The organism is Halobacillus sp. ABD4_316, assembly GCF_056161385.1.
Genome location: NZ_JBSWZA010000003.1, coordinates 324,532 through 347,237, shown reverse-complemented (window position 1 = coordinate 347,237; position 22,706 = coordinate 324,532). Strand labels below are relative to the sequence as shown.

Sequence of the window (22,706 nt, the reverse complement as noted above, 5' to 3'; positions counted from 1 at the left end):
GAAGACGGTTGATAGAATAAGTGAAAATTATCAGATAGAATTCTTCCTTCGTATATCCTCGGGAATAAGGCCCGAAAGTCTCTACCGGGGCACCGTAAATGCCCTGACTATGAAGGTGGGAGTCACAGACGTGTCTTGACATGGATGGATTTCTGCCTTCGTTGTATGCAGCATACAAGAGGCAGGAGTCCATTTTTTTATGGCACGGGAAGTGAAAGAAACAGGCAGGACCAATTTTGGTACAGGGAGTGGAACGTATATGGAAAACGTACAAGGAATGATTCTCGTACTCGACTTTGGAAGTCAGTACAACCAGTTGATCACACGAAGAATCCGCGAATTCGGCGTGTACAGTGAGCTGCATTCACACAAGATGAGCATAGAGAAAATCAAGGAGCTGAATCCGAGCGGCATTATCCTTTCCGGTGGGCCGAACAGCGTATATGGAGAAAACAGCTTCCGTTGTGATGAGCAGATTTTTGAACTGGGTATTCCGGTGCTCGGCATCTGTTACGGCATGCAGTTGATGACCCACCATTTTAATGGAAAAGTAGAACGGGCCAAGGAACGCGAATACGGCAAAGCCGACATTCACATTACAGAAGACCCGGTCCTGTTCCGCAAGACACCAAAAGAACAGGCCGTATGGATGAGTCACAGTGACAAAGTAATCGAAGCTCCTGAAGGTTTCCGTGTGGATGCGACGAGCCATTCCTGTCCTGTAGCTGCCATCAGCCACGAGGATGCAAAGATGTACGGCGTCCAGTTCCACCCGGAGGTCCGCCATTCAGAATATGGGAATGATCTTCTTCGCAGCTTCGTTTTCGATGTCTGTGAAGCGAAGGACGACTGGACGATGGAACACGTGGTAGAAATGGAAGTGGAAAAAATCCGTGAGCAGGTGGGCGGTCGTAAAGTGCTGTGTGCGTTGAGCGGCGGTGTGGATTCCTCTGTTGTAGCAGCATTGATTCATAAGGCGATCGGCGATCAGTTGACGTGTATTTTCGTCGACCACGGGCTGCTGCGTAAAAACGAAGCCGATGACGTCATGCGTACGCTGGGTGACGGTTTCAATATGAACATTATTAAAATAGATGCCAAGGAGCGGTTCATGAGCAAACTTGACGGTGTATCCGATCCGGAAAGAAAGCGGAAGATCATCGGCAATGAGTTCATTTATGTGTTTGATGATGAAGCAGAAAAGCTGAAGGACATTGACTTCCTTGCCCAAGGTACACTGTATACCGACATTATCGAAAGTGGAACAGAAACCGCTCAGACGATCAAATCCCACCATAATGTCGGCGGTCTCCCGGAGGATATGGAATTCCAATTGATCGAACCTTTGAATACGCTGTTCAAGGATGAAGTACGTGCGCTGGGTACGGAGCTTGGTGTACCAGAACACATCGTCTGGCGTCAGCCGTTCCCCGGTCCAGGTCTTGCTATCCGTGTTCTAGGAGAAGTGACAGAGGAGAAACTGGAAATCGTTCGTGAATCTGACTTCGTCCTTCGCGATGAAATTAAAAAGGCCGGGCTGGATCGTGACATCTGGCAGTATTTCACTGTGCTTCCTGATATCCGATCGGTCGGAGTCATGGGAGATGAGCGTACCTACGACTATACGATCGGGATCCGTGCGGTTACCTCCATTGATGGTATGACTTCAGACTGGGCCCGCATTCCATGGGACGTGCTGGAGAAAATATCGACGCGTATCGTGAATGAGGTCGATCACATCAACCGCGTCGTGTATGACGTGACGAGTAAGCCGCCTGCAACGATTGAATGGGAATAATCGAACATTAAAGGGTTTTTATTCAATAATGTTCGGAAATATTATTGACAGTTCTTGTCGAACGATGTAAGCTGAAGACAATTCAATAACGCATCACCTTCGTATAATTTTGGGGATAAGGCCCATGAGTTTCTACCAGACCGCCGTAAATTGGTCTGACTACGCTGGTGAATGGACGACTGCCTGTACGCATGTGCAGACGTCCGTTTATCCTCGTATCTACAGACACTCCTGGATTTTATCCAGGGGTGTCTTTTTTTGTGGGAGATGGGTCAACATAAAAATAAAGAGACCCGATAAGAAAGGCGACGGAAAACAAAAAGGGGAGGATTTACAAATGAGTAAGTTTTTTAAGTTTAAGGAAATGGGAACGAGCTATCGGATTGAATTCATGGCGGGGCTCACAACGTTTCTCGCGATGGCCTACATTTTGTTCGTCAACCCGTCCACGCTCGCACTGGACGGCATTGAGGCTCTGCCTGAAGGGGTCACTCGTATTGATAAGGGAGCCGTATTCACCGCTACAGCCGTAGCAGCCGCAGTGGGTACATTGATTATGGGATTGTTTGCGAAGTATCCGATCGCTCTTGCTCCCGGTATGGGACTGAACGCATTCTTTGCGTATACGGTTGTGCTCGGGTTTGGTATTCCGTGGGAAACAGCGCTTGCCGGCGTACTTGCTTCTGGACTTATTTTTATTGTGTTAACGGTAACCGGCCTGCGGACGATGATCATTGATGCTATCCCTGGAAACCTTAAGCTGGCTGTCGGAGCGGGGATCGGGCTGTTCATCGCGTTTATCGGCTTTCAAAACGCCGGGATCGTACAGAACAGTGACGCGACACTGGTGCAGCTTGGTGATTTGACCGCCGGACCGACGCTTCTCGCTGTTTTCGGGATCATTGTCAGTGTCATTCTGCTTGCTGTCGGATTGAAGGGCGGCATTTTCTACGGGATGGTGCTGACGTCATTGATGGGGATTCTCACGGGCTTGATTGATCCACCATCTGGCCTTGGCGGCATTGTCAGTCCGGCGCCGAGTGTGGCACCGACGTTCGGTGCAGCGTTGACACACTTTGGGGATATTTTCACGATCCAGATGCTCGTAGTCATCCTGACGTTCCTTTTCGTCGATTTCTTTGATACGGCCGGTACACTTGTGGCTGTAGCCACCCAGGCCGGGTTTATGAAGGATAACAAACTGCCGCGGGCCAACCGTGCGCTGTTCTCCGATTCCGCCGCTACGGTCGTCGGGGCCGTCGTTGGAACTTCGACGACGACGTCCTACATTGAATCCACCGCGGGTGTCGGAGCAGGTGGACGAACAGGCTTTGCTTCTGTCGTGACGGCAGGATTTTTCCTGCTTGCCCTGTTCTTCTCTCCACTTCTCGCTGTTGTAACTGCTGAAGTTACCGCACCTGCTTTGATCATTGTCGGAGTGCTGATGGCGTCCACCTTGAAGAGCATTGACTGGGATGAGTTTGAAATTGCCGTCCCTGCCTTCTTTACGATTGCTGCGATGCCATTGACGTACAGCATTGCCACCGGAATTGCGATCGGCTTTATCTTCTATCCGATTACAATGATCTTGAAAGGACGATCCAAAGAAATTCATCCGATCATGTATTTCCTTTTTGTCATTTTCGTCTTATATTTCATTTTCCTTGCATAAGGATGTCTATGAAAAGAGTGGTGCACTCTTGGATGACTTCCCCGTCAAGGTATAAAAAAACCGGCGGCCTTCTGTCAGGCGCCGGTTTTATTCATCCTCCAGGTGGCGGATGGTGATCGGTTTCTGTCTTGATGAATCAGGGATGTAGCGGTGAAGCTGGACGACCAGCAGTCCGTGCCTGTAGGTGGCTTCTATTTTGTCATGCCGGACAGGGTAGGGGAGGTCGATGGAACGTTCAAATGTACCGTCGGCAATTTCTGCTTTGATCTGATGACCACCGCGGTTGTTGATTTCGATTTTCCCTTTCAATGTTAACGTGGCGTGGTCGACGAGAACATCGACATTTTTCGGGTGGTCCATGCCGGGAATGTTGACGAAACAGAGCAGCTCATTATCGTATTGATAGATGTTGACAGCCGGTATGGCGGGCTTCATCATCCCTTCAAAGCCGCCCCAGAATTCCTGGCCGAAGAAACGGTCGAAGTTTCCTTTCCAATCCTTGAACTGATCCATCAGCCTGCACCTCCAAGATTTGTCTGTAATTGCGGTGAAAAGCGGTTGTGCCCCTTTATTCTCATGGTTTATAGTGTATGCAAGAGAAGCGGTCCGGGTGATAGATTTTCACTTTATCCCGGGCAAAGGAGGCTGTCTGTATTGTTTGAAAACCCACTTGTACTCATCGCCATCATATTAGCGGTGAACATCGTTTATGTATCCTTTTTTACCCTTCGTATGATTTTCACATTAAAAGGACAGCGGTATTTCGCAGCGTTTATCGGAATGTTTGAAATCGTCACGTACATTTACGGACTGGGCATCGTTCTTGACCGTCTGGACCAGATTGAAAACGTTATTGCCTATGCTGTCGGTTACGGTACAGGGGTGATTGTCGGTATGAAGATTGAAGAGAAGCTCGCCCTCGGGTATATTACAGTTAACGTCATCTCCTCGAACCCGGATATCGAATTCACCCGTCAGCTCCGGGATAAAGGGTACGGGGTGACGAGCTGGTACGCGTACGGCATGGAGGGAGACCGGCTGGCGATGCAGATCCTGACTCCTCGAAAGTATGAACTCAGTTTATATGAAACCATCCGTACGATTGACCCAAAAGCCTTTATCGTTGCGTATGAACCAAAGCAGATCCATGGAGGCTTCTGGGTGAAGTCTGTAAAGAGAGGAAAGATCCGCGATGCCCAAAAAGAACAGCAGGAACAGCAGAATGCGTTTTGAAGTGCAGGAAAATGAAACGATCGATGATTGTCTCGACCGCATGAAGAGTCAAGGCTATATGCCCATCCGCCGCATGGAAGAGCCGGTCTTCCGTGAAGAAATCCGAAACGGGGAAAAAGTCATGGAGCCTGTAGGAAAAACGATCGTATTTCAAGCCGTTAAACAGTAAAACCGAACAATTTGTCAATTGTAAAATGTCATTGTTCGACAATGGCGTTGACAGCCAAAAGAGATTCTTGATATGATAAAGACAGAATTGCATAGACGACCTCATATAAGGCGGGGATATGGCCCGCACGTCTCTACCTGGGAACCGTAAAGTCCCGGACTATGAGGGGAGTTATGTCAGCGGCGCCCGGCCGGCCTTGGCCGACGTATGCCTGTTCGACTCCTCTCATTGATTGAGCGGTCGGGCAGGCTTTTTTTATGTTACTTCACAAAGAAACGAGGGAGAGCGCATGGCTGAAGTTGGGATCATTATGGGAAGTATTTCGGACTGGGATACGATGCAGGAAGCCTGCATCGTCCTGGATGAACTGGCCGTCGATTACGAAAAAGAAATCATATCCGCCCACCGGACACCGGAAGATATGTTTGAATACAGTGAAACCGCCCGCCAGAAAGGGCTGAAGGTCATCATTGCCGGCGCAGGGGGAGCTGCCCACCTGCCTGGAATGGTCGCTTCTAAGACGACACTCCCCGTCATCGGGGTACCGGTTGAATCAAAATCGCTTCAAGGCATGGATTCCCTTCTTTCCATTGTCCAGATGCCCGGCGGCGTTCCTGTAGCCACCGTATCGATTGGAAAAGCCGGGGCTAAGAACGCCGGGCTTCTCGCAGCAGAAATGCTGGGGGCTTTTGATAAAGAAACAGCTGGACGGCTGGAGGAGTACCGCAGCCGGATGAAAGAGAAAGTCGGAAATATGAGGAGGGAGCTCGATGAATATTAATGTCATCCGTCCAGGCCAGACCATCGGCATCCTCGGCGGCGGCCAGCTTGGAAAAATGATGGCGCTCGCTGCCAGGCATATGGGGTACCGGATTGCTGTGCTGGATCCATCCGAAGACTGCCCCTGTGCACCGGTGGCCGACCATCATATTCTAGCTGCCTATGATGACTTTGAAGCTGCAGAGCGGTTGAATACAATCAGCCAGGTGGTCACCTACGAATTTGAAAATGTGGACGCCGGTGTTTCCCGTTTTTTTGCTGAAGCAGACAAGCTTCCCCAGGGCACGCTTGCCCTCGAGGTGACACAGAATCGTGAGAAAGAGAAGGCCTTTGCTGTAGACGCCGGCCTTGCTGTACCGGATTACCGTATCGTCCATACGTCGGAAGAAGCCGGTCAGGCCGTCAAAGAGATTGGATATCCGGCAGTTATGAAAACGATCAGCGGCGGCTATGACGGCAGAGGTCAGCTGAAACTCGAACAGGAGTCAGATCTTGAGAATCTCCCTTCTTTTCTGAAAGAAGGCGGCACGTATATCGTGGAACAGTGGATTCCTTTCGATCTTGAAATCTCCCAGGTTTTCACCCGTGGACAGGATGGAAGTATCGTTTATTTCCCTCTTGCGGAAAATATCCATAGACAGCAGATTCTTCATGAAACCCGGGTTCCGGCCCAGGTGTCGGACGTTGTCCTTGATAAGGCGAAAGCCGCCGTTGAGGCCCTGGCCGAACGTATCGGCGTTGTCGGGACGTTTGCTGTGGAAATGTTCGTCAGCGGCGATGATATCTACATCAACGAAATGGCGCCGCGTCCGCATAACTCCGGACACTACACGATTGAAGCGTGCAGTGTCTCGCAATTCGAACAGCATATCCGTGCCATCTGTGGACTGCCGCTGCTGCCGGTACATACCTTCGGCGCAGCCGTGATGATCAATGTCCTCGGAAAACACCGCGGCATCCTCAATGACCGGATTGAATACTATACAGGCGGCCATCTTCATGACTACGGGAAAAAAGAAGCCCGGACCACACGCAAGATGGGGCACCTGACCTTCATCGGTGACACACTTGAAGAGATCGATGAACGCATCGAACAAAATCAGATCCATTATTGGTAGGAGGAAGACTATGATTGAACGTTATACACGCCCGGAAATGGGAGCCATCTGGACGGAAGAAAATCGTTATCAGGCCTGGCTTGAAGTTGAACTGCTGGCTTGTGAAGCATGGAGTGAGCTTGGCATCATTCCCAAGGGAGATGTCGAAAAGCTGCGTGAAAAAGCATCCTTCTCCATCGACCGCATACATGAAATCGAACAGGAAACGCGGCATGATGTTGTAGCCTTTACGCGTGCCGTTTCCGAAACGGTCGGAGAAGAACGTAAATGGGTCCATTACGGACTGACCTCTACGGACGTTGTCGACACCGCCTTGTCCTATCAACTGAAGCAGGCGAACGAAATCATCCGCCGCGACTTGGTCAACTTCATTGATATTCTTGGTGAAAAAGCACAGGAACATAAACACACCGTCATGATGGGCCGTACACACGGAGTCCATGCAGAGCCGACGACATTCGGCTTGAAGATGGCGCTTTATTATGAAGAAATGAAGCGTAACCTTGAGCGTCTCGACCTGGCAATCAAACAGATCGAAGTCGGAAAGCTCTCCGGTGCGGTCGGTACGTATGCCAACATCGATCCTTTTGTCGAAGCGTACGTCTGTGAGAAGCTTGGACTGGCTGCTGCTCCTGTCTCCACGCAGACACTGCAGCGGGACCGCCACGCCCATTACGTGTCCACCCTGGCTTTGATTGCGACATCCATGGAAAAAATCGCTGTAGAAATCCGCGGCCTTCAGAAGACGGAAACGCGTGAAGTGGAAGAGTATTTTGCAAAAGGACAGAAAGGTTCCTCTGCGATGCCCCACAAACGGAACCCGATCGGTTCGGAAAACATGACAGGGATGGCCCGCGTACTGCGTGGAGAAATGATGACCGCGTTTGAAAATGTGCCGCTCTGGCATGAACGGGATATCTCCCACTCTTCTGCCGAACGGATCATTCTTCCGGATGCGACCATTGCCCTGAATTATATGCTGAACCGTTTTGGCAGGCTCGTGAAAAACTTGACGGTCTTCCCAGAGCGTATGCAGGAGAATATGGAGAAAACCTACGGGTTGATTTTCTCCCAGCGTGTACTGCTTACCCTTATTGACAAAGGCATGGTGCGTGAGGAGGCATACGATCTTGTGCAGCCGAAGGCGATGGAAGCCTGGGAAGAGGGCATTCCGTTCCGTGAGCTGATCGAAGCAGATGAGAAGATCACGTCGACGCTTTCCTCAGAGCAGCTGGATGCCTGCTTTGACTATAAGCACCACCTCAAACAGGTGGACCGTATTTTCGATCGTATTGGTTTGTAATCATCAAGGACCTGCGGATGCAGGTCCTTCCCTAACAAAACAAGTGAGGTGCTGCTTTTATGAAAGGTTCCCTTTTATATGAAGGAAAAGCGAAGCGTGTGTACCATACCGACGATCCTGAACAGTTGATTTTATCCTATAAAGATGATGCGACCGCCTTTAATGGAAAGAAAAAGGAGTCGTTCCCCGGCAAAGGCCGTCTGAACAACCTGATTACCTCAAAAGTCTTTCAATCCTTACATCAACAACACATCAAGACCCACTTCATTCAAGCTTTAAACGAAACCGAGCAGCTCGTCTACAAGACAGATATCGTTCCGCTCGAAGTCGTTGTCCGCAATAAAGCCGCAGGCAGCATCACCCGCCGCCTCGGTATCTCTGAACAGACACTCTTTCAACCACCCATTCTTGAACTCTTTTACAAAAATGATGAACTGGATGATCCGCTGATCAATGATGTCCACGCCTATCATTTGACGGGGATCCGTGAACAGGACCTCACCTTGATCAAGGAACAGGCGCTTCTCATCAATGAGCATCTGAGCAGCATTTTTCAGAAAGCCGGTCTTGAGCTGATCGATTTTAAACTGGAATTCGGTTTCCTCTCTGATGGCCGCCTCGTCCTCTCTGATGAAATATCCCCGGATACGTGCAGGCTCTGGGACTTGGAAACAGGTACAAAAATGGATAAGGACGTTTTTCGTGAAGGGATTGGCAGTTTGACAGATACGTATGAACGGATTTTACAACGACTGGAGGAGAGCGTATGCGCAAAGTAAAGATTCACATTACGTTGAAAGAAGGGGTCCTGGATCCGCAGGGCAAGGCCGTTCAGCATTCCTTGAAATCACTGGAATACAATAACGTTCACGACGTCCGTGTCGGGAAATACATGGAGGTTCTCGTTGATGACAAGGAAGATTTGGAAGCCGAAATCGACAAGATGTGTGATCAGCTTCTCGCCAATCCGGTCATTGAAAACTATACGTATACGATAGAGGAGGCTGGCTGACGTGAAATGTGCCGTCGTCGTCTTTCCAGGATCGAACTGTGACCGTGATATGTACCATGCCGTCAAAGATGAACTTGGTGCAGACGCAGATCTTGTCTGGTATCAGGAAGCGAATCTAGCAGACTATGATGCTGTGTTTCTGCCGGGTGGCTTTTCTTACGGAGATTACCTGCGTTCAGGAGCGATTGCTGCGACTTCTCCCATCGTTGAGCAGATCCGTGCTGCCGCAGAAGCCGGGAAACCGGTGCTTGGCGTATGCAACGGGTTTCAAATTTTATTGGAAACCGGCCTGCTGCCGGGGGCGATGCTGCCGAACGAAAAACTGAAGTTCATGTGTCATACCGAAACGCTGATCGTAGAGAATGCTGATACACCGTTTACGCAGTCGTATAAAGAGAAGGAAGAAATCCAGATTCCCATTGCCCATGGAGACGGCAATTACTTTTGTGACCAGTCAACGCTTGAGCGTCTTCGTAAGAACAAGCAGGTGGTTTTCACTTATCAGACGAACCCGAACGGATCAGCCGGTGATATTGCCGGTATCGTCAATGAGAGAGGCAATGTCCTCGGTATGATGCCGCACCCGGAGCGGGCGGTCGATGCCCTGCTCGGCACTGATGACGGCCTTCGGCTTTTTCAATCGATTTTGACCTATTGGAGGGAACATTATGCCATCAACGCTTGAGATCAGTCCGGAAATGATTGAACAGAACCGTTTATATGCAGATATGGGTCTGACGGATGACGAATACACCTCGGTGGTGAACATTCTCGGCCGCCGTCCGAACTATACAGAAATCGGCTTGTTTTCGGTCATGTGGTCGGAGCACTGCAGCTACAAAAACTCAAAGCCACTGCTGAAGAAGTTTCCGACAGAAGGTTCCCATGTCCTTCAAGGCCCTGGGGAAGGAGCCGGAATCATCGATATCGGAGATGACCAGGCGGTGGTATTCAAGATCGAAAGCCACAACCACCCGTCTGCTGTTGAACCGTATCAAGGGGCAGCGACTGGGGTCGGTGGTATTCTGCGTGATGTATTTTCCATGGGCGCCCGTCCTGTAGCGTTACTGAATTCTCTCCGGTTTGGATCGCTTGAGCGTCCACGGGTGAAATATTTGTTTGAAGAAGTCGTACGCGGCATCGCCGGCTACGGCAACTGTGTCGGTGTGCCGACAGTGGGCGGGGAAGTCCAGTTTGATGACGCCTACAACGGCAATCCGCTCGTCAATGCGATGTGTGTCGGGTTGATCGATCATAAGGATATCCAAAAAGGGATTGCAGCCGGTATCGGAAATACGGTCATGTATGTCGGGGCTAAAACCGGCCGGGACGGGATCCATGGAGCGACCTTCGCTTCTGAAGAATTATCGGAAGAGTCTGAAGAGAAGCGTCCATCGGTCCAGGTCGGCGATCCATTTATGGAAAAGCTGCTGATCGAAGCCTGTCTGGAGGTCATTCATCATGATGCCCTTGTCGGCATTCAGGATATGGGCGCCGCTGGTCTAACTTCCTCCGCCAGTGAGATGGCGAGTAAAGCGGGAACCGGCATGACGATGAATCTTGATCACATTCCCCAGCGTGAGGAGAACATGACGGCTTATGAGATGATGCTGTCGGAATCACAGGAGCGGATGCTTTTAGTGGTTGAGAAAGGCCGGGAAGAGGAAATTGCTGCTGTCTTCCGGAAGTATGATCTTGAAGCCGTTGCGGTCGGTGAAGTGACCGATACGAAGCGCTTCCGCCTTGAACATCACGGGGAAGTGGCTGCGGATGTTCCGGTGGATTCCCTTGCAGAGGATGCCCCGGTCTATCACCAGCCGTCCAAAGTACCGGAGTATTATGAAGAGTTTCAACGTATGGAAGATTACAAGCCGGCCGTGACGGAATATACGAAAACCCTGCTTGCCCTTCTGCAGCAGCCGACGATTGCGAGTAAAGAGTGGGTGTATGACCAGTACGACTACATGGTCCAGACGAACACAGTGGTCTCCCCGGGTTCTGATGCCGCGGTACTTCGTGTGCGTGGAACGGACAAGGCGCTGGCCATGACGACGGATTGTAATTCCCGCTACATTTACCTCGACCCGGAAGTGGGCGGCCAGATTGCCGTGGCGGAAGCGGCACGTAATATTGTCTGCTCCGGCGGCCGTCCGCTTGGAATTACGGACGGTCTGAACTACGGATCTCCGGAAAACCCGGAAATTTTCTGGCAGATGGAAAAAAGCGTTGATGGAATGAGTGAAGCCTGCCGCACCCTCGGCACCCCGGTCATCAGCGGGAACGTCAGTCTTTACAACGAATCGTTCGGCGGACAGGCCATCTATCCGACGCCGATTGTCGGTATGGTCGGTTTAATTGAAGATGTCCGCCATATCACACGTTCCCACGCGAAAGCCGCCGGCGACCTCATTTATGTGATCGGGGAAACGAAACCGGAATTCGGAGGAAGCGAGCTGCAGGGGTTGTTGGAAGGCCGGCATTTCGGAAAAGCACCCGGACTGGATTTAGAAGTCGAAGCGCAGCGACAGAACCAGCTGCTGACAGCGATCCGCTCTGGTCTTGTCGAATCTGCTCATGACCTGTCCGAAGGTGGTCTGGCTGTAGCTCTTGCGGAAACGTTATTCGATCAGGAGTTTGGCTGTGATGTCACGATCGAAGGGGATATCACGACAGCCCTTTTCTCAGAAACCCAGTCCCGTTTCCTTGTGACCATCCATCCGGAAAACAAAGACGCGTTTGAGAAGGCCGCACCTGGAGCGCAGCAGATTGGTACAGTGACGGATAATGGCATGTATACAGTGAAGCAGGAAGACGTTGTGATGGAGGAAAAGACATCTGTGCTGAAAACAGCTTGGAAAGGAGCTCTTTCATGCTTGGTGAAATCAAAGGCTTAAATGAAGAATGTGGGATTTTTGGTGTCTGGGGTCATCCGGATTCTGCCCAGCTGACGTACTATGGTCTCCACGCTCTGCAGCATCGCGGCCAGGAAGGCGCGGGCATTGTAACGACGGATGGCGGGCAGTTGAAGCTTGCCAAGGGACACGGGCTGATCAATGAAGTATTCTCTGAAAACCAGCTGGAAGATCTGCAGGGGCATGCGTCCATCGGTCACGTGCGTTATGCAACAGCGGGAGATGGGGGCTATGAAAATATTCAGCCGCTCCTGTTCCGTTCGCAGACCGGCGGACTTGCCCTTGCCCACAACGGCAACCTTGTGAATGCCCAGGCATTGAAAAACCAGCTGGAAGGACAGGGCAGCATCCTCCAGACGACGTCGGATACAGAAGTCGTCGCCCACCTGATCAAGCGGGCGCGTCATCTGCCGTTGGAGCAGGCCATTACAGAAGCCCTTTCCATGATCAAGGGAGCGTATGCCTTTTTGTTAATGACCGAAGACCGGATGTTTGTCGCTAACGATCCACGCGGCCTCCGTCCCCTCAGTCTCGGCCATTTAGGGGGAAGCTGGGTGGTTTCTTCAGAAACGTGCGCTTTCGATATCGTCGGTGCGACGTATGAAAGGGAAATCGATCCTGGTGAAATGCTCGTCATTTCTGATGAGGGCATTGATTCCATTCGGTTTTCAGCACCGATCCAGCGGACGCTCTGCTCGATGGAATATGTGTATTTTTCCCGTCCTGACAGCAATGTGGATGGAAAGAATGTCCACGCCTCCCGTAAACGGATGGGCAAAACACTGGCTGAAGAAGCGCCTGTGGATGCGGATGTCGTAACAGGCGTACCGGATTCCAGTATTTCCGCCGCGATCGGATATGCCGAGGCTTCAGGAATTCCTTATGAGCTCGGGCTCATCAAAAACCGTTACGTCGGCCGGACGTTTATCCAGCCGTCCCAGGAGCTGAGAGAGCAGGGTGTGAAGATGAAGCTCTCCGCTGTCCGGGGGATCGTTGAAGGGAAAAAGGTCGTCATGGTCGATGATTCCATTGTGCGTGGAACGACCAGCCGGCGGATTGTGAAGATGCTGAAAGAAGCAGGGGCCGCAGAAGTCCACGTCAGAATTGCCTCCCCTCCGATCAAGAATCCGTGCTATTACGGAATCGACACATCCAACAGCGGAGAACTGATCGCCGCGAACCATTCTCTTCAGGAGATGGAAGAACAGATCGGTGCGGACAGCCTCGCCTTTTTATCGACGGAAGGCTTGAATGAGAGCATCTACCAGGGAGAGGAATCCTTGAGGCACGGCGGCTGCATGGCCTGCTTTACCGGGAACTACCCGACCGAAATCTATCCGAACACGATGCATCCATATGAGAAAGCGTAGGGAGGTATACAGATGAGTCAATCCTATAAACAGGCCGGTGTCGATGTTGAAGCCGGTTATGAAGCGGTGGAGCGGATGAAAAAGCATGTCAGCCGGACGATGCGCAAGGAAGTCATCGGCGGACTCGGAGCCTTCGCCGGGTTATTTGATATCAGCGGGATGTCCTACAATCATCCGGTGCTTGTCACAGGAACGGATGGGGTGGGGACGAAGCTCAAACTCGCCTTCCAACTCGATCGTCATGATACGATAGGGGTGGATGTCGTAGCGATGTGCGTCAATGATATTGCGGCGCAGGGAGCGGATCCGCTGCTCTTTCTCGATTATATTGCCTGTGGCAAAAATGACCCCGCCCGTATCGAACAAATCGTCAAAGGCATTGCAGACGGCTGTGAGCAATCAGGTGCTGCGCTTGTAGGTGGAGAAACGGCGGAAATGCCGGGCATGTACGACGCGGATGAATACGACCTGGCCGGCTTTGTCGTCGGTATGGCTGATAAGGACAAGCTGATTACAGGGGCGTCCGTTCAGGAAGGGGACGTCATCATCGGCCTGCCTTCCTCAGGCATCCACTCCAACGGCTTCTCGCTTGTGAGAAAACTCGTGGAAGAGCTTGATTTGGAGCAGGTGTATCCGGGGATGGCCCTGCCGCTCGGGGAAGTGCTGTTGACTCCGACTGTCATTTACGTCGATCCGGTCAAAAAACTTCGCGCAGCAGTCGATGTGAAAGGACTGGCCCACGTCACCGGCGGCGGCTTTTATGAAAATCTACCCCGCATGCTTCCGGAAGGTTTCGGAGCTGTTGTTGAGCAGGGCAGCTGGGACGTCCCGCCTGTGTTCCGTTTTTTACAGGAGCAGGGTTCCATTGCGGAAGAAGAGATGTATGGTGTCTTCAATATGGGCATTGGTATGGCAGCGGTCATCAGGGAAGAAGAGGTGGAACAAGCATTATCGGTCTGTCCTGAAGCCAAGGTCATTGGCCGCGTGACTAAGGGCCGGGGGGTGGAGCTGATATGAAGCAGCTGGCGATTTTTGCTTCTGGTACCGGCTCCAACTTTGATGCCATCGTGAAAGCCATTGAAGAAGGGAAGCTTGATGCCCGCGTCGCTCTGCTTGTGTGTGACCGGGTCGGGGCAGCGGTGATTGAAAAAGCCCAGCGTCATGAAATCGATACCGTCGTGTATACACCGAAGATGTTTCCGGATAAAGCTGCCTACGAGGCGGCGATTCTCGAGGACCTGCGCTCCAGGAATGTGGAATGGATTGTCCTTGCCGGTTATATGCGCCTGATCGGACCGACGCTGCTGGCCCCTTACGAAGGAAGGATAATGAATATACATCCGTCCCTTCTTCCGGCCTTTCCAGGAAAAGATGCGATCGGACAGGCGCTCGACAAACAGGTGAAAGTGACAGGCGTGACGGTTCATTTTGTCGACGACGGCATGGACACCGGCCCGATCATTGCCCAGGAGCCTGTCCCTATCTATGATGATGACAGCAGGGAAGACGTTCAGCGCCGCATCCAGACCGTAGAGCACCGCCTTTATCCAGAAGTCATCCAGTCTTTACTACCCAAGGAGGAATACAAATGAAAAAACGCGCCCTTTTAAGCGTATCCAATAAACAGGGATTAACAGACTTCGCCCGCCTTCTGAATGAGCTTGGTTATGAGCTCGTTTCCACAGGTGGGACAAAACGCACGATAGAAGAAGCAGGCATTCCGGTGCTTTCGATTTCTGAAGTGACCGATTTTCCGGAAATTATGGATGGCCGTGTCAAAACGCTGCATCCGTCTGTCCACGGTGGCCTTCTGGCTAAGCGTTCCAACAAAGAGCATATGGAGCAGCTGGATGAACTGAACATCCAGACCATTGATCTTGTGGCTGTAAACCTGTATCCATTCAAAGAAACAATCGCCAAAGAAGGTGTGACCGAAGCCGAAGCGGTTGAAAACGTCGATATCGGCGGTCCGACAATGCTGCGGGCAGCGGCGAAAAGCTTTGAAGATGTCGCGGTGGTCGTCGATCCATCTGATTATAAAACGGTCGTCGAAGGCCTTAATCAGGGAGAACTTTCTTATGAAGAACGCCGCCGTCTGGCAGCCAAGGTGTTCCGTCATACCGCGAATTATGACAGCATGATTGCTAAGTATTTCTCTGATTTGACGGAAGAGGCTTATCCGGAAACGTATACCGTTACATATGAAAAAGTCCAGTCCCTCCGTTACGGAGAAAATCCGCACCAGAGTGCTGCTTTTTATAAGAAAGCAGCCGTGGAGGGAACATCCCTCGCAGAAGCGGAGCAGCTGAACGGCAAGGAGCTTTCCTATAATAATATCCAGGATGCCAATGCGGCCCTTGAAGTCGTCCTTGAATTCAATGAGCCTGCAGCTGTCGCTGTGAAGCACATGAACCCGTGCGGCGTCGGTATCGGTGAAAATCTGTATGAGGCCTATGGGAAAGCGTATGAAGGAGATCCCGTTTCCATCTTCGGAGGAATCGTCGCGCTGAACAGGGAAGTCGATGAAGAGACAGCCGCCAAGCTGAAGGAGATTTTCCTTGAAATCATCATCGCTCCATCCTTCAGCCAGGAAGCGCTCGACATTCTCACAAAGAAAAAGAACCTGCGTTTACTCAAGGTGGATATGAAGAAATCCGACCGCCCGTCCCATAAGCTGACGAGCGTGAACGGCGGTTTGCTTGTCCAGGATACGGACGAAGGATCCCTGGATCAGGTGGAGTTGGAAGTGGCAACAGATCGTGCGCCGTCCCAGCAGGAAATGGAAGACTTGAAGCTTGGCTGGAAAGTCGTGAAGCACGTCAAATCCAACGCCATCATCGTAGCCAAAGGCGACCGCACGCTTGGCGTCGGGGCCGGTCAGATGAACCGGGTAGGTGCTGCGAAGATTGCTCTTGAGCAGGCGGGTGAAAAAGCAGAGGGAAGCATTCTTGCCTCCGACGCCTTTTTCCCGATGCCGGATACAGTGGAAACGGCGGCAACGGCCGGTGTCACAGCCATCATCCAGCCGGGTGGATCGAAACGCGACCAGGATTCCATTGATGCCTGCAACAAGCACGGCATCGCCATGGTCTTTACGAAAATGCGTCACTTTAAGCATTAAATACAGAAAGGATGAGGGACGATGAACGTTTTAGTAATTGGACGCGGCGGCCGGGAGCACAGTCTGATCCAGAAACTTGCGGAAAGTGACCGGGTGGAGCGGTTATATGCGGCTCCCGGAAACGCGGGCATGACCGAACAGGCCGAGTGCATCACCATTGATGAAGGAAATCAGGAAGCGCTCGTGGCGTTTGCGAAGGAAAAGGATATTCGCCTGACGATTATCGGCCCGGAAGATCCGCTTGCCGCCGGTCTGGCTGATGCGTTCACAAAGGCCGGTCTTCCTGTGTTTGCCCCGAGCGGCCGTGCGGCCCTCATTGAAGGAAGCAAGCATTTTGCCAAGCAGCTTATGAAAAAATACAACATTCCGACAGCGGATTATGAAGCGTTCACCGATGCGGATAAGGCGAAAGCCTATATCGTTGAAAAAGGCGCGCCAATCGTCGTCAAAGCGGACGGCCTGGCCGCCGGCAAAGGGGTCGTTGTAGCAGAATCCGTCCAAGAAGCAGAGCAGGCCGTTGAAGAAATGCTCGGAGACGGTCGCTTCGGGGAAGCAGGCCGGGAAGTGGTTATTGAGGAGTTCCTGGCTGGAGATGAATTTTCCTTAATGGCCTTCGTTCGTGGAGGAAACGTTTATCCTATGGTTCCGGCAAGAGATCATAAGCGTGCCTTTGAAGGGGACCAAGGCCCAAATACCGGCGGGATGGGCGCATATGCTCCCGTTCCGGCACTGTCCAGGGCATCCTATGAGACAGCGCTTGAAACGATTGTCCGCCCAGCCGCCGAAGCGATGGTCGAGGAAGATCGATCCTTTACAGGGATTCTCTATGCCGGATTGATTGAAACGAAGGAAGGCCCGAAGGTCATCGAATTCAATGCCCGGTTCGGTGACCCGGAAACACAAGTGGTCCTGCCTCTGTTGGAAAACGACCTCGTCCAGGTCCTTCTTGACGTTCTTGACGGAAAGGATCCGGGACTTACCTGGAAAAAGCAGTTCTGTGCCGGTGTGGTGGTTGCTTCCAAAGGCTATCCGGGATCCTATGATAAGGGACGTCTCCTTCCAGAGCTGAAAACAGACAAGTCCGTGTTTTTTGTCCATGCCGGAACCGCCCTCGATGAAAAAGGATATGTATCAAACGGCGGCCGTGTTCTCCTTGCCGGCAGTCTCGGCGGGAATACCGAAGAAGCGCTGGACAAGGCCTACCGCTCTCTTCAAGTATTCGACACGTTTGATGACTTTTTCTACCGCCGGGATATCGGAAGGTCAACTCTTTTTTCTTCGGGAACGGAGAAACACCGCACCTAAAGCGGCAATCGTCCCGATGATCGTGAGAATGACGAAGCCGACATCGGTCACATATTCTAAAAAGTACACGTTCATTCATCCTTTATAAGTAAGAGCGGGGCATGTCCCCGCTCTTTTTATTATCCTGCAGGTTCCTCTTTCTGTTCGTCCTTCTTCTTTTTATAACGGCTGAAAAGATAGAGGAGTGGCAGAAACATCATCGATCATTCCCACCTTTTCAAGCGTCATCCGGCAGGTTCTGTGCCCAGGGTTCTTCTTTTCCGTCTGTCTCTACGGCTGCTGATTCGTATAAAGCAGTGAGAGGACAGAAACGTACGATGCCTTCCGCGATCTTCAAGGAAGCCATTATGATCAGCAGCGGATGGGAGGAAGATCCTTCCTTGCGCGCTCCGCGGATCGTCAAGTACGTCAGCATGCTGAAGCCTGCTGTGATCCGGATCATGCTGTTGATCAGGCCGATATTCGGTTTCATAACAGGTTCCTCCTTAGCAGATTGGAATATCCTGTGTTACGATAGAACATAATGAAATCAGGGAGGTACGCTCCATGAACGAAACACGCTTTCGCTGGCGCAACCGTCAGCTGCGGGAACATGCAGCTGTCATGGACGGGAAAGTGGCGCCGACGAAACTGATTACCCATACAACATACTTGAACGTGTATTTGAAACAGTGGATGACCGGTCACATCTGGATTTACGAAGACCGTATCATATATACGGGACAGGAGCTTCCTGCCCATACAGAAGGAACGGAAATGATTGATGGCAGGGACAGCTGGATCGTCCCGGGTTACATTGAACCGCATGCCCATCCATTCCAGTTATATAATCCCCAGAGCCTTGGAGAATATGCAGCCGCCACGGGAACGACAACGCTCATTAATGACAACTTGATGTGGCTTTTTTTAACGGACAAAGAGAAAGCGTTTTCTCTGCTCGAAGAATTTATGAATCTGCCTGCTTCGATGTACTGGTGGGCGCGCTTTGATCCTCAGTCCGTATTAAAGGATGAGGACAGAGAAGCGTTTGATGAGCAGATCGAATCGTGGATTGAGCATGACGCCGTCATTCAGGGCGGAGAGCTGACGGCCTGGCCGGATGTTTTGTATAACGGGGACGAGCAGATCCTCCACTGGATGCAGGAAACGAAGCGGGCCCGCAAGCCGCTTGAAGCCCACCTGCCCGGCGCATCAGAGAAAACACTGGTGAAGATGCGGCTGCTCGGCATGGATTCCGAGCACGAGTCGATGACGGCTGATGATGTGCTGAACCGCCTCGCCATCGGTTTCCAGACAGGACTGCGCTATTCTTCCATCCGTCCGGATCTGCCGGATATTCTGCAGGGACTGATGGAAAAAGGACATCAGCAGTTCGACCACATGATGTATACGACCGACGGATCTACCCCCGGTTTTTATCGTGAAGGACTGATCAATCAGTGTATTCAGATTGCTCTCGATGCCGGTGTTCCGGAAATTGATGCCTATATGATGGCGACATACAATTCCGCCCGTCACTTTACGATCGAAAACCGTGTCGGCAGCCTGAACGCCGGACGCGTCGCTCATTTGAACTTCTTATCAAGCCCGGATAATCCGACGCCCCATTCTGTTCTTGCTAAAGGTGAATGGGTGAAAAAGGATGGACAAGCTGTAGAAACGCCATCTCCTGTAGAATGGAAGAAAAACGGAATCGATAAGCTGAACCTGGACTGGGATCTCACCGAACAGGATCTGCAGTTTTCCATGCCGGTCGGTCTTGAAATGATCAATGACGTCATCATGAAACCTTATGCAGTGGATACGGATACAGGTGTGGAACGTCTGCCGGAGGATCACTCCGAAGGATTTCTCATGTTGATGGACCGTGAAGGTGAATGGAAGGTCAATACGTTGATCAAAGGGTTCACAACCTCACTCGGTGCCCTTGTCAGTTCATACAGCAGTACAGGCGATCTTGTTCTGACCGGAAAATCGAAAGCGGATATGAGGACGGCATTTGCCCGGATGAAAAAAATCGGGGGAGGCATCGTACTCGTCAACAAAGGGGAAGTCATCTTTGAGCTGGCTCTTCCGCTCGGAGGAGTCATGTCCGACAAGCCGATGAATACACTGATGGAAGAAGAAGAAACGTTGAAGAACCATTTGAAAGCCTATGGATTCGCCTTCTCCGATCCTGTTTATACGCTTTTATTCCTGTCTTCGACGCATCTTCCATTTATCCGGATCACACCACTTGGAATCATCGATGTGAAAAAGAAAGAGGTACTCTTTCCTTCAATAATGCGTTAAAATATAAGTGGGATGATCTAAAGGACGTGCATGTATGAAAAAGCTGCTGCTCATCGGTCTGCTTACCGCCGGTCTTATTGGCTGCCAATCAACAGGAGAGACTCCTGGAGAAAAAGCAGCAGAAACCCCTGATCCTGTCCCTGCCGGTGATGTTTTTCCATTAACGGGAGAACCCGGTGCAGGGGATAAATCCGGGCGTGTCCTCGGTGTGATGGTCAACAACCATCCGAAAGCACGGCCGCAGTCCGGGCTCAGTCAGGCAGACCTCGTCTATGAAGTCCTTGCTGAAGGGCAGATCACCCGTTTTCTCGCTTTGTTCCACAGTGATATTCCTGATACAATCGGGCCGGTACGCAGCGCCCGTCCCTATTATTTTGAGCTGGCCTATGGATATGACGCTCTTTACACTTATCACGGAGCTTCCCATTCCATATATCAGCAGCTTGCCGGCACCAGCATGGACGCTGTCGATGGTGCTGTTTATGACAACAATGGCTGGCTTTTCCGCCGTTCCGGTGACCGTCCTGCACCGCACAATTCCTACCTTTGGACAGAAGGACTGGATCGTGTGGTCGGTGAAAAAGGCTTAACCGAGGACGCCCCGCCGGAGGCTTTGTATTTTACAGATGAAAGTCCAAACGGTCGTCCGGTTGATGAGGTGGAAATCACCTATGGCAGCAGGACACAAGTCCGGTGGCAGTATTCCGATCATGGGTTTCTTCGATTCGACGACGGAGAACCGTCTGTGGATCGTTCGACGATGGAACAGATTTCTGCCGATAATGTATGGATGATAGAGGCCCGCCACGAAATCATCGATGAGGCCGGCCGCAGGGAGGTTGATTTGACCTCAGGCGGACGCGGTTTTCTTTTGCAGAAAGGGACGATGAAAGAAGTGGAGTGGCGGAATACAGATGGACGGCTGCTTCCTTATGAAGGGGAAGAGCAGGTGCCGTTCGTCCCGGGAAATACATGGATTAACATTATACCAGAATCCGCAGCGGTTCAATTTTGAGGAGGAATCCGAATGCAAATCGATAAATTGCGCGGAAAAACGCTGGATCAGCTTTTTGAAGCGATTCTTTCACTACAGGATATTGAAGAGTGCTATGAATTTTTTGATGATCTGGCAACGATGAACGAGGTGCAGTCGCTGGCTCAGCGTCTGGAGGTCGCCCGCATGCTGAGAGACGGGTACACCTATCATAAAATTGAAACGGAAACCGGAGCTTCGACAGCGACGATTTCCCGTGTGAAGCGCTGTTTGAACTACGGCAACGACGCCTATACCAAAGCGCTCGACCGTGTCCACGAAAAGCGTACAGAATAGAGAAAAGACTGCCATAACGGCAGTCTTTATTTTTTTATGTGTGTGTCTGGTCACGTTCCGCTTATCGGTGGATGCTTGCCGCGGGCCCGGCCTCAGCTAACTTGGTCAGGAAAACCGCCTGTCCAAGTGGATCTTCGGCTCGTGCTGTTCCCGCAGGCGTCACCACCGAACGCTCCTCGTGACAGTCAAATAATGAGCGTGAAAGAGGGATGAACCTTAGGGCCATAGGATGAAAATCCCGATACCATCCCCACTGAATTCAAAAAGAAGGAGTAGGCAGACATCAATATTATAAGTGTGTTAATAGGAAGAAATAGACATATGGATTTTCATACCGTGGTTTTCCTGAGAAGTTCATCTGCTGAAAGAATGGCTGGTGTCTGGTCACGTTCCGCTTGTCGGTGGATGCTTGCCGAGGGCCCGGCCTCAGCTGACTTGGTCAGGAAAACCGTCTGTCCAAGTAGATTTTCGGCTCGTGCTGTTCCCTTAGTCTTCACCACCGAACGCTTTTCCGTGACGGCGGTCTTTTTTTCGTCTTCTAAAAACACTCGACCCGCATAGAATGGGGTGAGGGGGGACGGGCCTGTGAAAGAGATGGTGAAGAAAGGGATCATGATCGTAGCCGGAAGCTTGATTCTTTCGCTCGGCATCAACTTTTTTCTTATTCCCGACCATGTCCTCGACGGTGGGATCATCGGCATCGGTATGATTGCCAATTACATATGGGGGATGAAGGTGGGGCTGACGATCATCTGCTTCAGCATCCCGATTTTCACTCTTGCCTGGTTTTATTTCCGCATGTACTTTTACAACAGTCTGCACGGCCTGTTGGTTTCCTCGTTTTCCATTGATGTGCTTCAGGGACTGCGTGCTTATCATCTGCCGCTCGACCCTGCCATCAGCTCGATCATCGGCGGGGCCCTTGTCGGCGGGGGGATCGGTTTGATGCTCCGGCACCATACGAGCACCGGCGGGACGGATCTTCTTGCTCAGATGATCGCTGACTGGATGAAGGTAAATGTCGGATTCGTTATTCTGGCCATCGATGCGGTCATCATCGGGGCGGGAGGGCTGCTGTTTTCGATGGAAACGCTGCTTCTTTCCGCCATTACGATTTTGAGTGTCGGTCTTGTTACGATGACGTTCACCTCTTCCCGTCTCCTTCCTGAACATCCTGCCTCTTAATTTAGTAAGGCGGCCGAGAACATTCTCGGCCGCTTTTTTTGTTTGGCAGCCGGATTTTCCCGGTCGTTCTTTCACAGAATATTTACACTCTGAGGGAAACCCTCAA

The 22,706-nt window shown here is 51.4% G+C and carries 24 protein-coding genes and 3 riboswitches; of the genes, 20 read left to right on the top strand and 4 right to left on the bottom strand.

Annotation, left to right across the window (positions count from 1 at the left end):
• Positions 1–28: 28 nt before the first annotated feature.
• A riboswitch (purine riboswitch) is annotated at positions 29–130 on the top strand.
• 129 nt (positions 131–259) lie between these two features.
• On the top strand, positions 260–1,798 hold the full coding sequence (gene guaA / locus ACXAJH_RS14230) for a glutamine-hydrolyzing GMP synthase (RefSeq protein ID WP_474970341.1): 1,539 nt from the start codon (positions 260–262) through the stop codon (positions 1,796–1,798).
• Positions 1,799–1,877: 79 nt separating this feature from the next.
• A riboswitch (purine riboswitch) is annotated at positions 1,878–1,980 on the top strand.
• A 155-nt stretch (positions 1,981–2,135) separates the two neighbouring features.
• Positions 2,136–3,470, top strand: a complete 1,335-nt coding sequence (locus ACXAJH_RS14225; protein ID WP_027955711.1) for an NCS2 family permease — start codon at positions 2,136–2,138, stop codon at positions 3,468–3,470.
• An 87-nt stretch (positions 3,471–3,557) separates the two neighbouring features.
• On the opposite strand, the gene ACXAJH_RS14220 is transcribed toward ACXAJH_RS14225, so the two are convergent.
• Complete coding sequence (locus ACXAJH_RS14220; protein WP_027955712.1) at positions 3,558–3,983, bottom strand: Hsp20/alpha crystallin family protein; 426 nt, start codon at positions 3,981–3,983, stop codon at positions 3,558–3,560.
• A gap of 141 nt (positions 3,984–4,124) precedes the next feature.
• Here ACXAJH_RS14220 and ACXAJH_RS14215 point away from each other — a divergent pair, with 141 nt between their 5' ends.
• From ACXAJH_RS14215 to purD, 14 genes are all read left to right on the top strand, one after another.
• Positions 4,125–4,703 carry a DUF2179 domain-containing protein gene (locus ACXAJH_RS14215; RefSeq protein WP_027955713.1) on the top strand — a complete coding sequence of 193 codons (579 nt, stop codon included), beginning with the start codon at positions 4,125–4,127 and terminating at the stop codon, positions 4,701–4,703.
• Complete coding sequence (locus ACXAJH_RS14210) at positions 4,663–4,872, top strand: NETI motif-containing protein (protein ID WP_474967389.1); 210 nt, start codon at positions 4,663–4,665, stop codon at positions 4,870–4,872. The genes ACXAJH_RS14215 and ACXAJH_RS14210 overlap by 41 nt, the downstream gene beginning before the upstream one ends.
• An 81-nt stretch (positions 4,873–4,953) precedes the next feature.
• Positions 4,954–5,054, top strand: a riboswitch (purine riboswitch).
• A 107-nt stretch (positions 5,055–5,161) separates the two neighbouring features.
• Positions 5,162–5,653, top strand: a complete 492-nt coding sequence (gene purE, locus ACXAJH_RS14205; RefSeq protein ID WP_474967390.1) for a 5-(carboxyamino)imidazole ribonucleotide mutase — start codon at positions 5,162–5,164, stop codon at positions 5,651–5,653.
• On the top strand, positions 5,643–6,770 hold the full coding sequence (gene purK, locus ACXAJH_RS14200; protein ID WP_474994320.1) for a 5-(carboxyamino)imidazole ribonucleotide synthase: 1,128 nt from the start codon (positions 5,643–5,645) through the stop codon (positions 6,768–6,770). The genes purE and purK overlap by 11 nt, the downstream gene beginning before the upstream one ends.
• A gap of 10 nt (positions 6,771–6,780) precedes the next feature.
• Entirely contained in the window at positions 6,781–8,073 is a 1,293-nt protein-coding gene (purB, locus tag ACXAJH_RS14195; protein WP_474994318.1) for an adenylosuccinate lyase, read from the top strand.
• A gap of 59 nt (positions 8,074–8,132) precedes the next feature.
• The gene (gene purC, locus ACXAJH_RS14190; protein WP_474967393.1) at positions 8,133–8,852 is read left to right on the top strand and encodes a phosphoribosylaminoimidazolesuccinocarboxamide synthase; all 720 of its coding nucleotides are present in this window, start codon (positions 8,133–8,135) and stop codon (positions 8,850–8,852) included.
• Positions 8,840–9,085: a phosphoribosylformylglycinamidine synthase subunit PurS gene (gene purS / locus ACXAJH_RS14185; RefSeq protein WP_027955719.1), complete on the top strand. Its 246-nt coding sequence runs from the start codon at positions 8,840–8,842 to the stop codon at positions 9,083–9,085. The genes purC and purS overlap by 13 nt, the downstream gene beginning before the upstream one ends.
• Before the next feature lies 1 nt (position 9,086).
• Entirely contained in the window at positions 9,087–9,770 is a 684-nt protein-coding gene (gene purQ / locus ACXAJH_RS14180) for a phosphoribosylformylglycinamidine synthase subunit PurQ (RefSeq protein WP_474967394.1), read from the top strand.
• Positions 9,754–11,979: a phosphoribosylformylglycinamidine synthase subunit PurL gene (gene purL, locus ACXAJH_RS14175; RefSeq protein ID WP_474991104.1), complete on the top strand. Its 2,226-nt coding sequence runs from the start codon at positions 9,754–9,756 to the stop codon at positions 11,977–11,979. Before purQ ends, purL begins: the two co-directional genes overlap by 17 nt.
• Positions 11,955–13,367, top strand: a complete 1,413-nt coding sequence (gene purF / locus ACXAJH_RS14170) for an amidophosphoribosyltransferase (RefSeq protein ID WP_474967396.1) — start codon at positions 11,955–11,957, stop codon at positions 13,365–13,367. The genes purL and purF overlap by 25 nt, the downstream gene beginning before the upstream one ends.
• Positions 13,368–13,379: 12 nt before the next feature.
• Complete coding sequence (purM, locus tag ACXAJH_RS14165; protein WP_474994316.1) at positions 13,380–14,384, top strand: phosphoribosylformylglycinamidine cyclo-ligase; 1,005 nt, start codon at positions 13,380–13,382, stop codon at positions 14,382–14,384.
• On the top strand, positions 14,381–14,959 hold the full coding sequence (gene purN, locus ACXAJH_RS14160; RefSeq protein ID WP_474994315.1) for a phosphoribosylglycinamide formyltransferase: 579 nt from the start codon (positions 14,381–14,383) through the stop codon (positions 14,957–14,959). Before purM ends, purN begins: the two co-directional genes overlap by 4 nt.
• A complete protein-coding gene (gene purH, locus ACXAJH_RS14155; protein ID WP_474994314.1) occupies positions 14,956–16,488 on the top strand; it encodes a bifunctional phosphoribosylaminoimidazolecarboxamide formyltransferase/IMP cyclohydrolase in 1,533 nt (510 codons plus the stop codon). Before purN ends, purH begins: the two co-directional genes overlap by 4 nt.
• 21 nt (positions 16,489–16,509) lie before the next feature.
• Positions 16,510–17,793, top strand: coding sequence for a phosphoribosylamine--glycine ligase (gene purD, locus ACXAJH_RS14150; RefSeq protein WP_474994312.1), 1,284 nt, complete (start codon positions 16,510–16,512; stop codon positions 17,791–17,793).
• On the opposite strand, the gene ACXAJH_RS14145 is transcribed toward purD, so the two are convergent.
• Both ACXAJH_RS14145 and ACXAJH_RS14140 read right to left on the bottom strand, forming a co-directional pair.
• Positions 17,752–17,862: an EYxxD motif small membrane protein gene (locus ACXAJH_RS14145; RefSeq protein WP_169516209.1), complete on the bottom strand. Its 111-nt coding sequence runs from the start codon at positions 17,860–17,862 to the stop codon at positions 17,752–17,754. The two genes, purD and ACXAJH_RS14145, sit on opposite strands and share 42 nt — an antisense overlap.
• Before the next feature lie 148 nt (positions 17,863–18,010).
• Positions 18,011–18,265: a YgaP family membrane protein gene (locus ACXAJH_RS14140; RefSeq protein ID WP_474967401.1), complete on the bottom strand. Its 255-nt coding sequence runs from the start codon at positions 18,263–18,265 to the stop codon at positions 18,011–18,013.
• A 74-nt stretch (positions 18,266–18,339) separates the two neighbouring features.
• Here ACXAJH_RS14140 and ACXAJH_RS14135 point away from each other — a divergent pair, with 74 nt between their 5' ends.
• Genes ACXAJH_RS14135 through ACXAJH_RS14125 form a run of 3 tightly spaced genes read left to right on the top strand, consistent with a single transcriptional unit; the run spans position 18,340 to position 21,415 of the window.
• Complete coding sequence (locus ACXAJH_RS14135) at positions 18,340–20,085, top strand: adenine deaminase C-terminal domain-containing protein (RefSeq protein WP_474967402.1); 1,746 nt, start codon at positions 18,340–18,342, stop codon at positions 20,083–20,085.
• 34 nt (positions 20,086–20,119) lie between these two features.
• A complete protein-coding gene (locus ACXAJH_RS14130; protein WP_474972048.1) occupies positions 20,120–21,100 on the top strand; it encodes a DUF3048 domain-containing protein in 981 nt (326 codons plus the stop codon).
• Between the two features lie 12 nt (positions 21,101–21,112).
• Positions 21,113–21,415: a YerC/YecD family TrpR-related protein gene (locus ACXAJH_RS14125; protein WP_027955730.1), complete on the top strand. Its 303-nt coding sequence runs from the start codon at positions 21,113–21,115 to the stop codon at positions 21,413–21,415.
• A gap of 329 nt (positions 21,416–21,744) precedes the next feature.
• On the opposite strand, the gene ACXAJH_RS14120 is transcribed toward ACXAJH_RS14125, so the two are convergent.
• Entirely contained in the window at positions 21,745–21,915 is a 171-nt protein-coding gene (locus tag ACXAJH_RS14120) for a hypothetical protein (protein WP_474994310.1), read from the bottom strand.
• Between the two features lie 94 nt (positions 21,916–22,009).
• On the opposite strand from ACXAJH_RS14120, the gene ACXAJH_RS14115 reads away from it, so the two are divergent.
• Positions 22,010–22,600: a YitT family protein gene (locus ACXAJH_RS14115; RefSeq protein ID WP_474970342.1), complete on the top strand. Its 591-nt coding sequence runs from the start codon at positions 22,010–22,012 to the stop codon at positions 22,598–22,600.
• Positions 22,601–22,706: the final 106 nt, after the last annotated feature.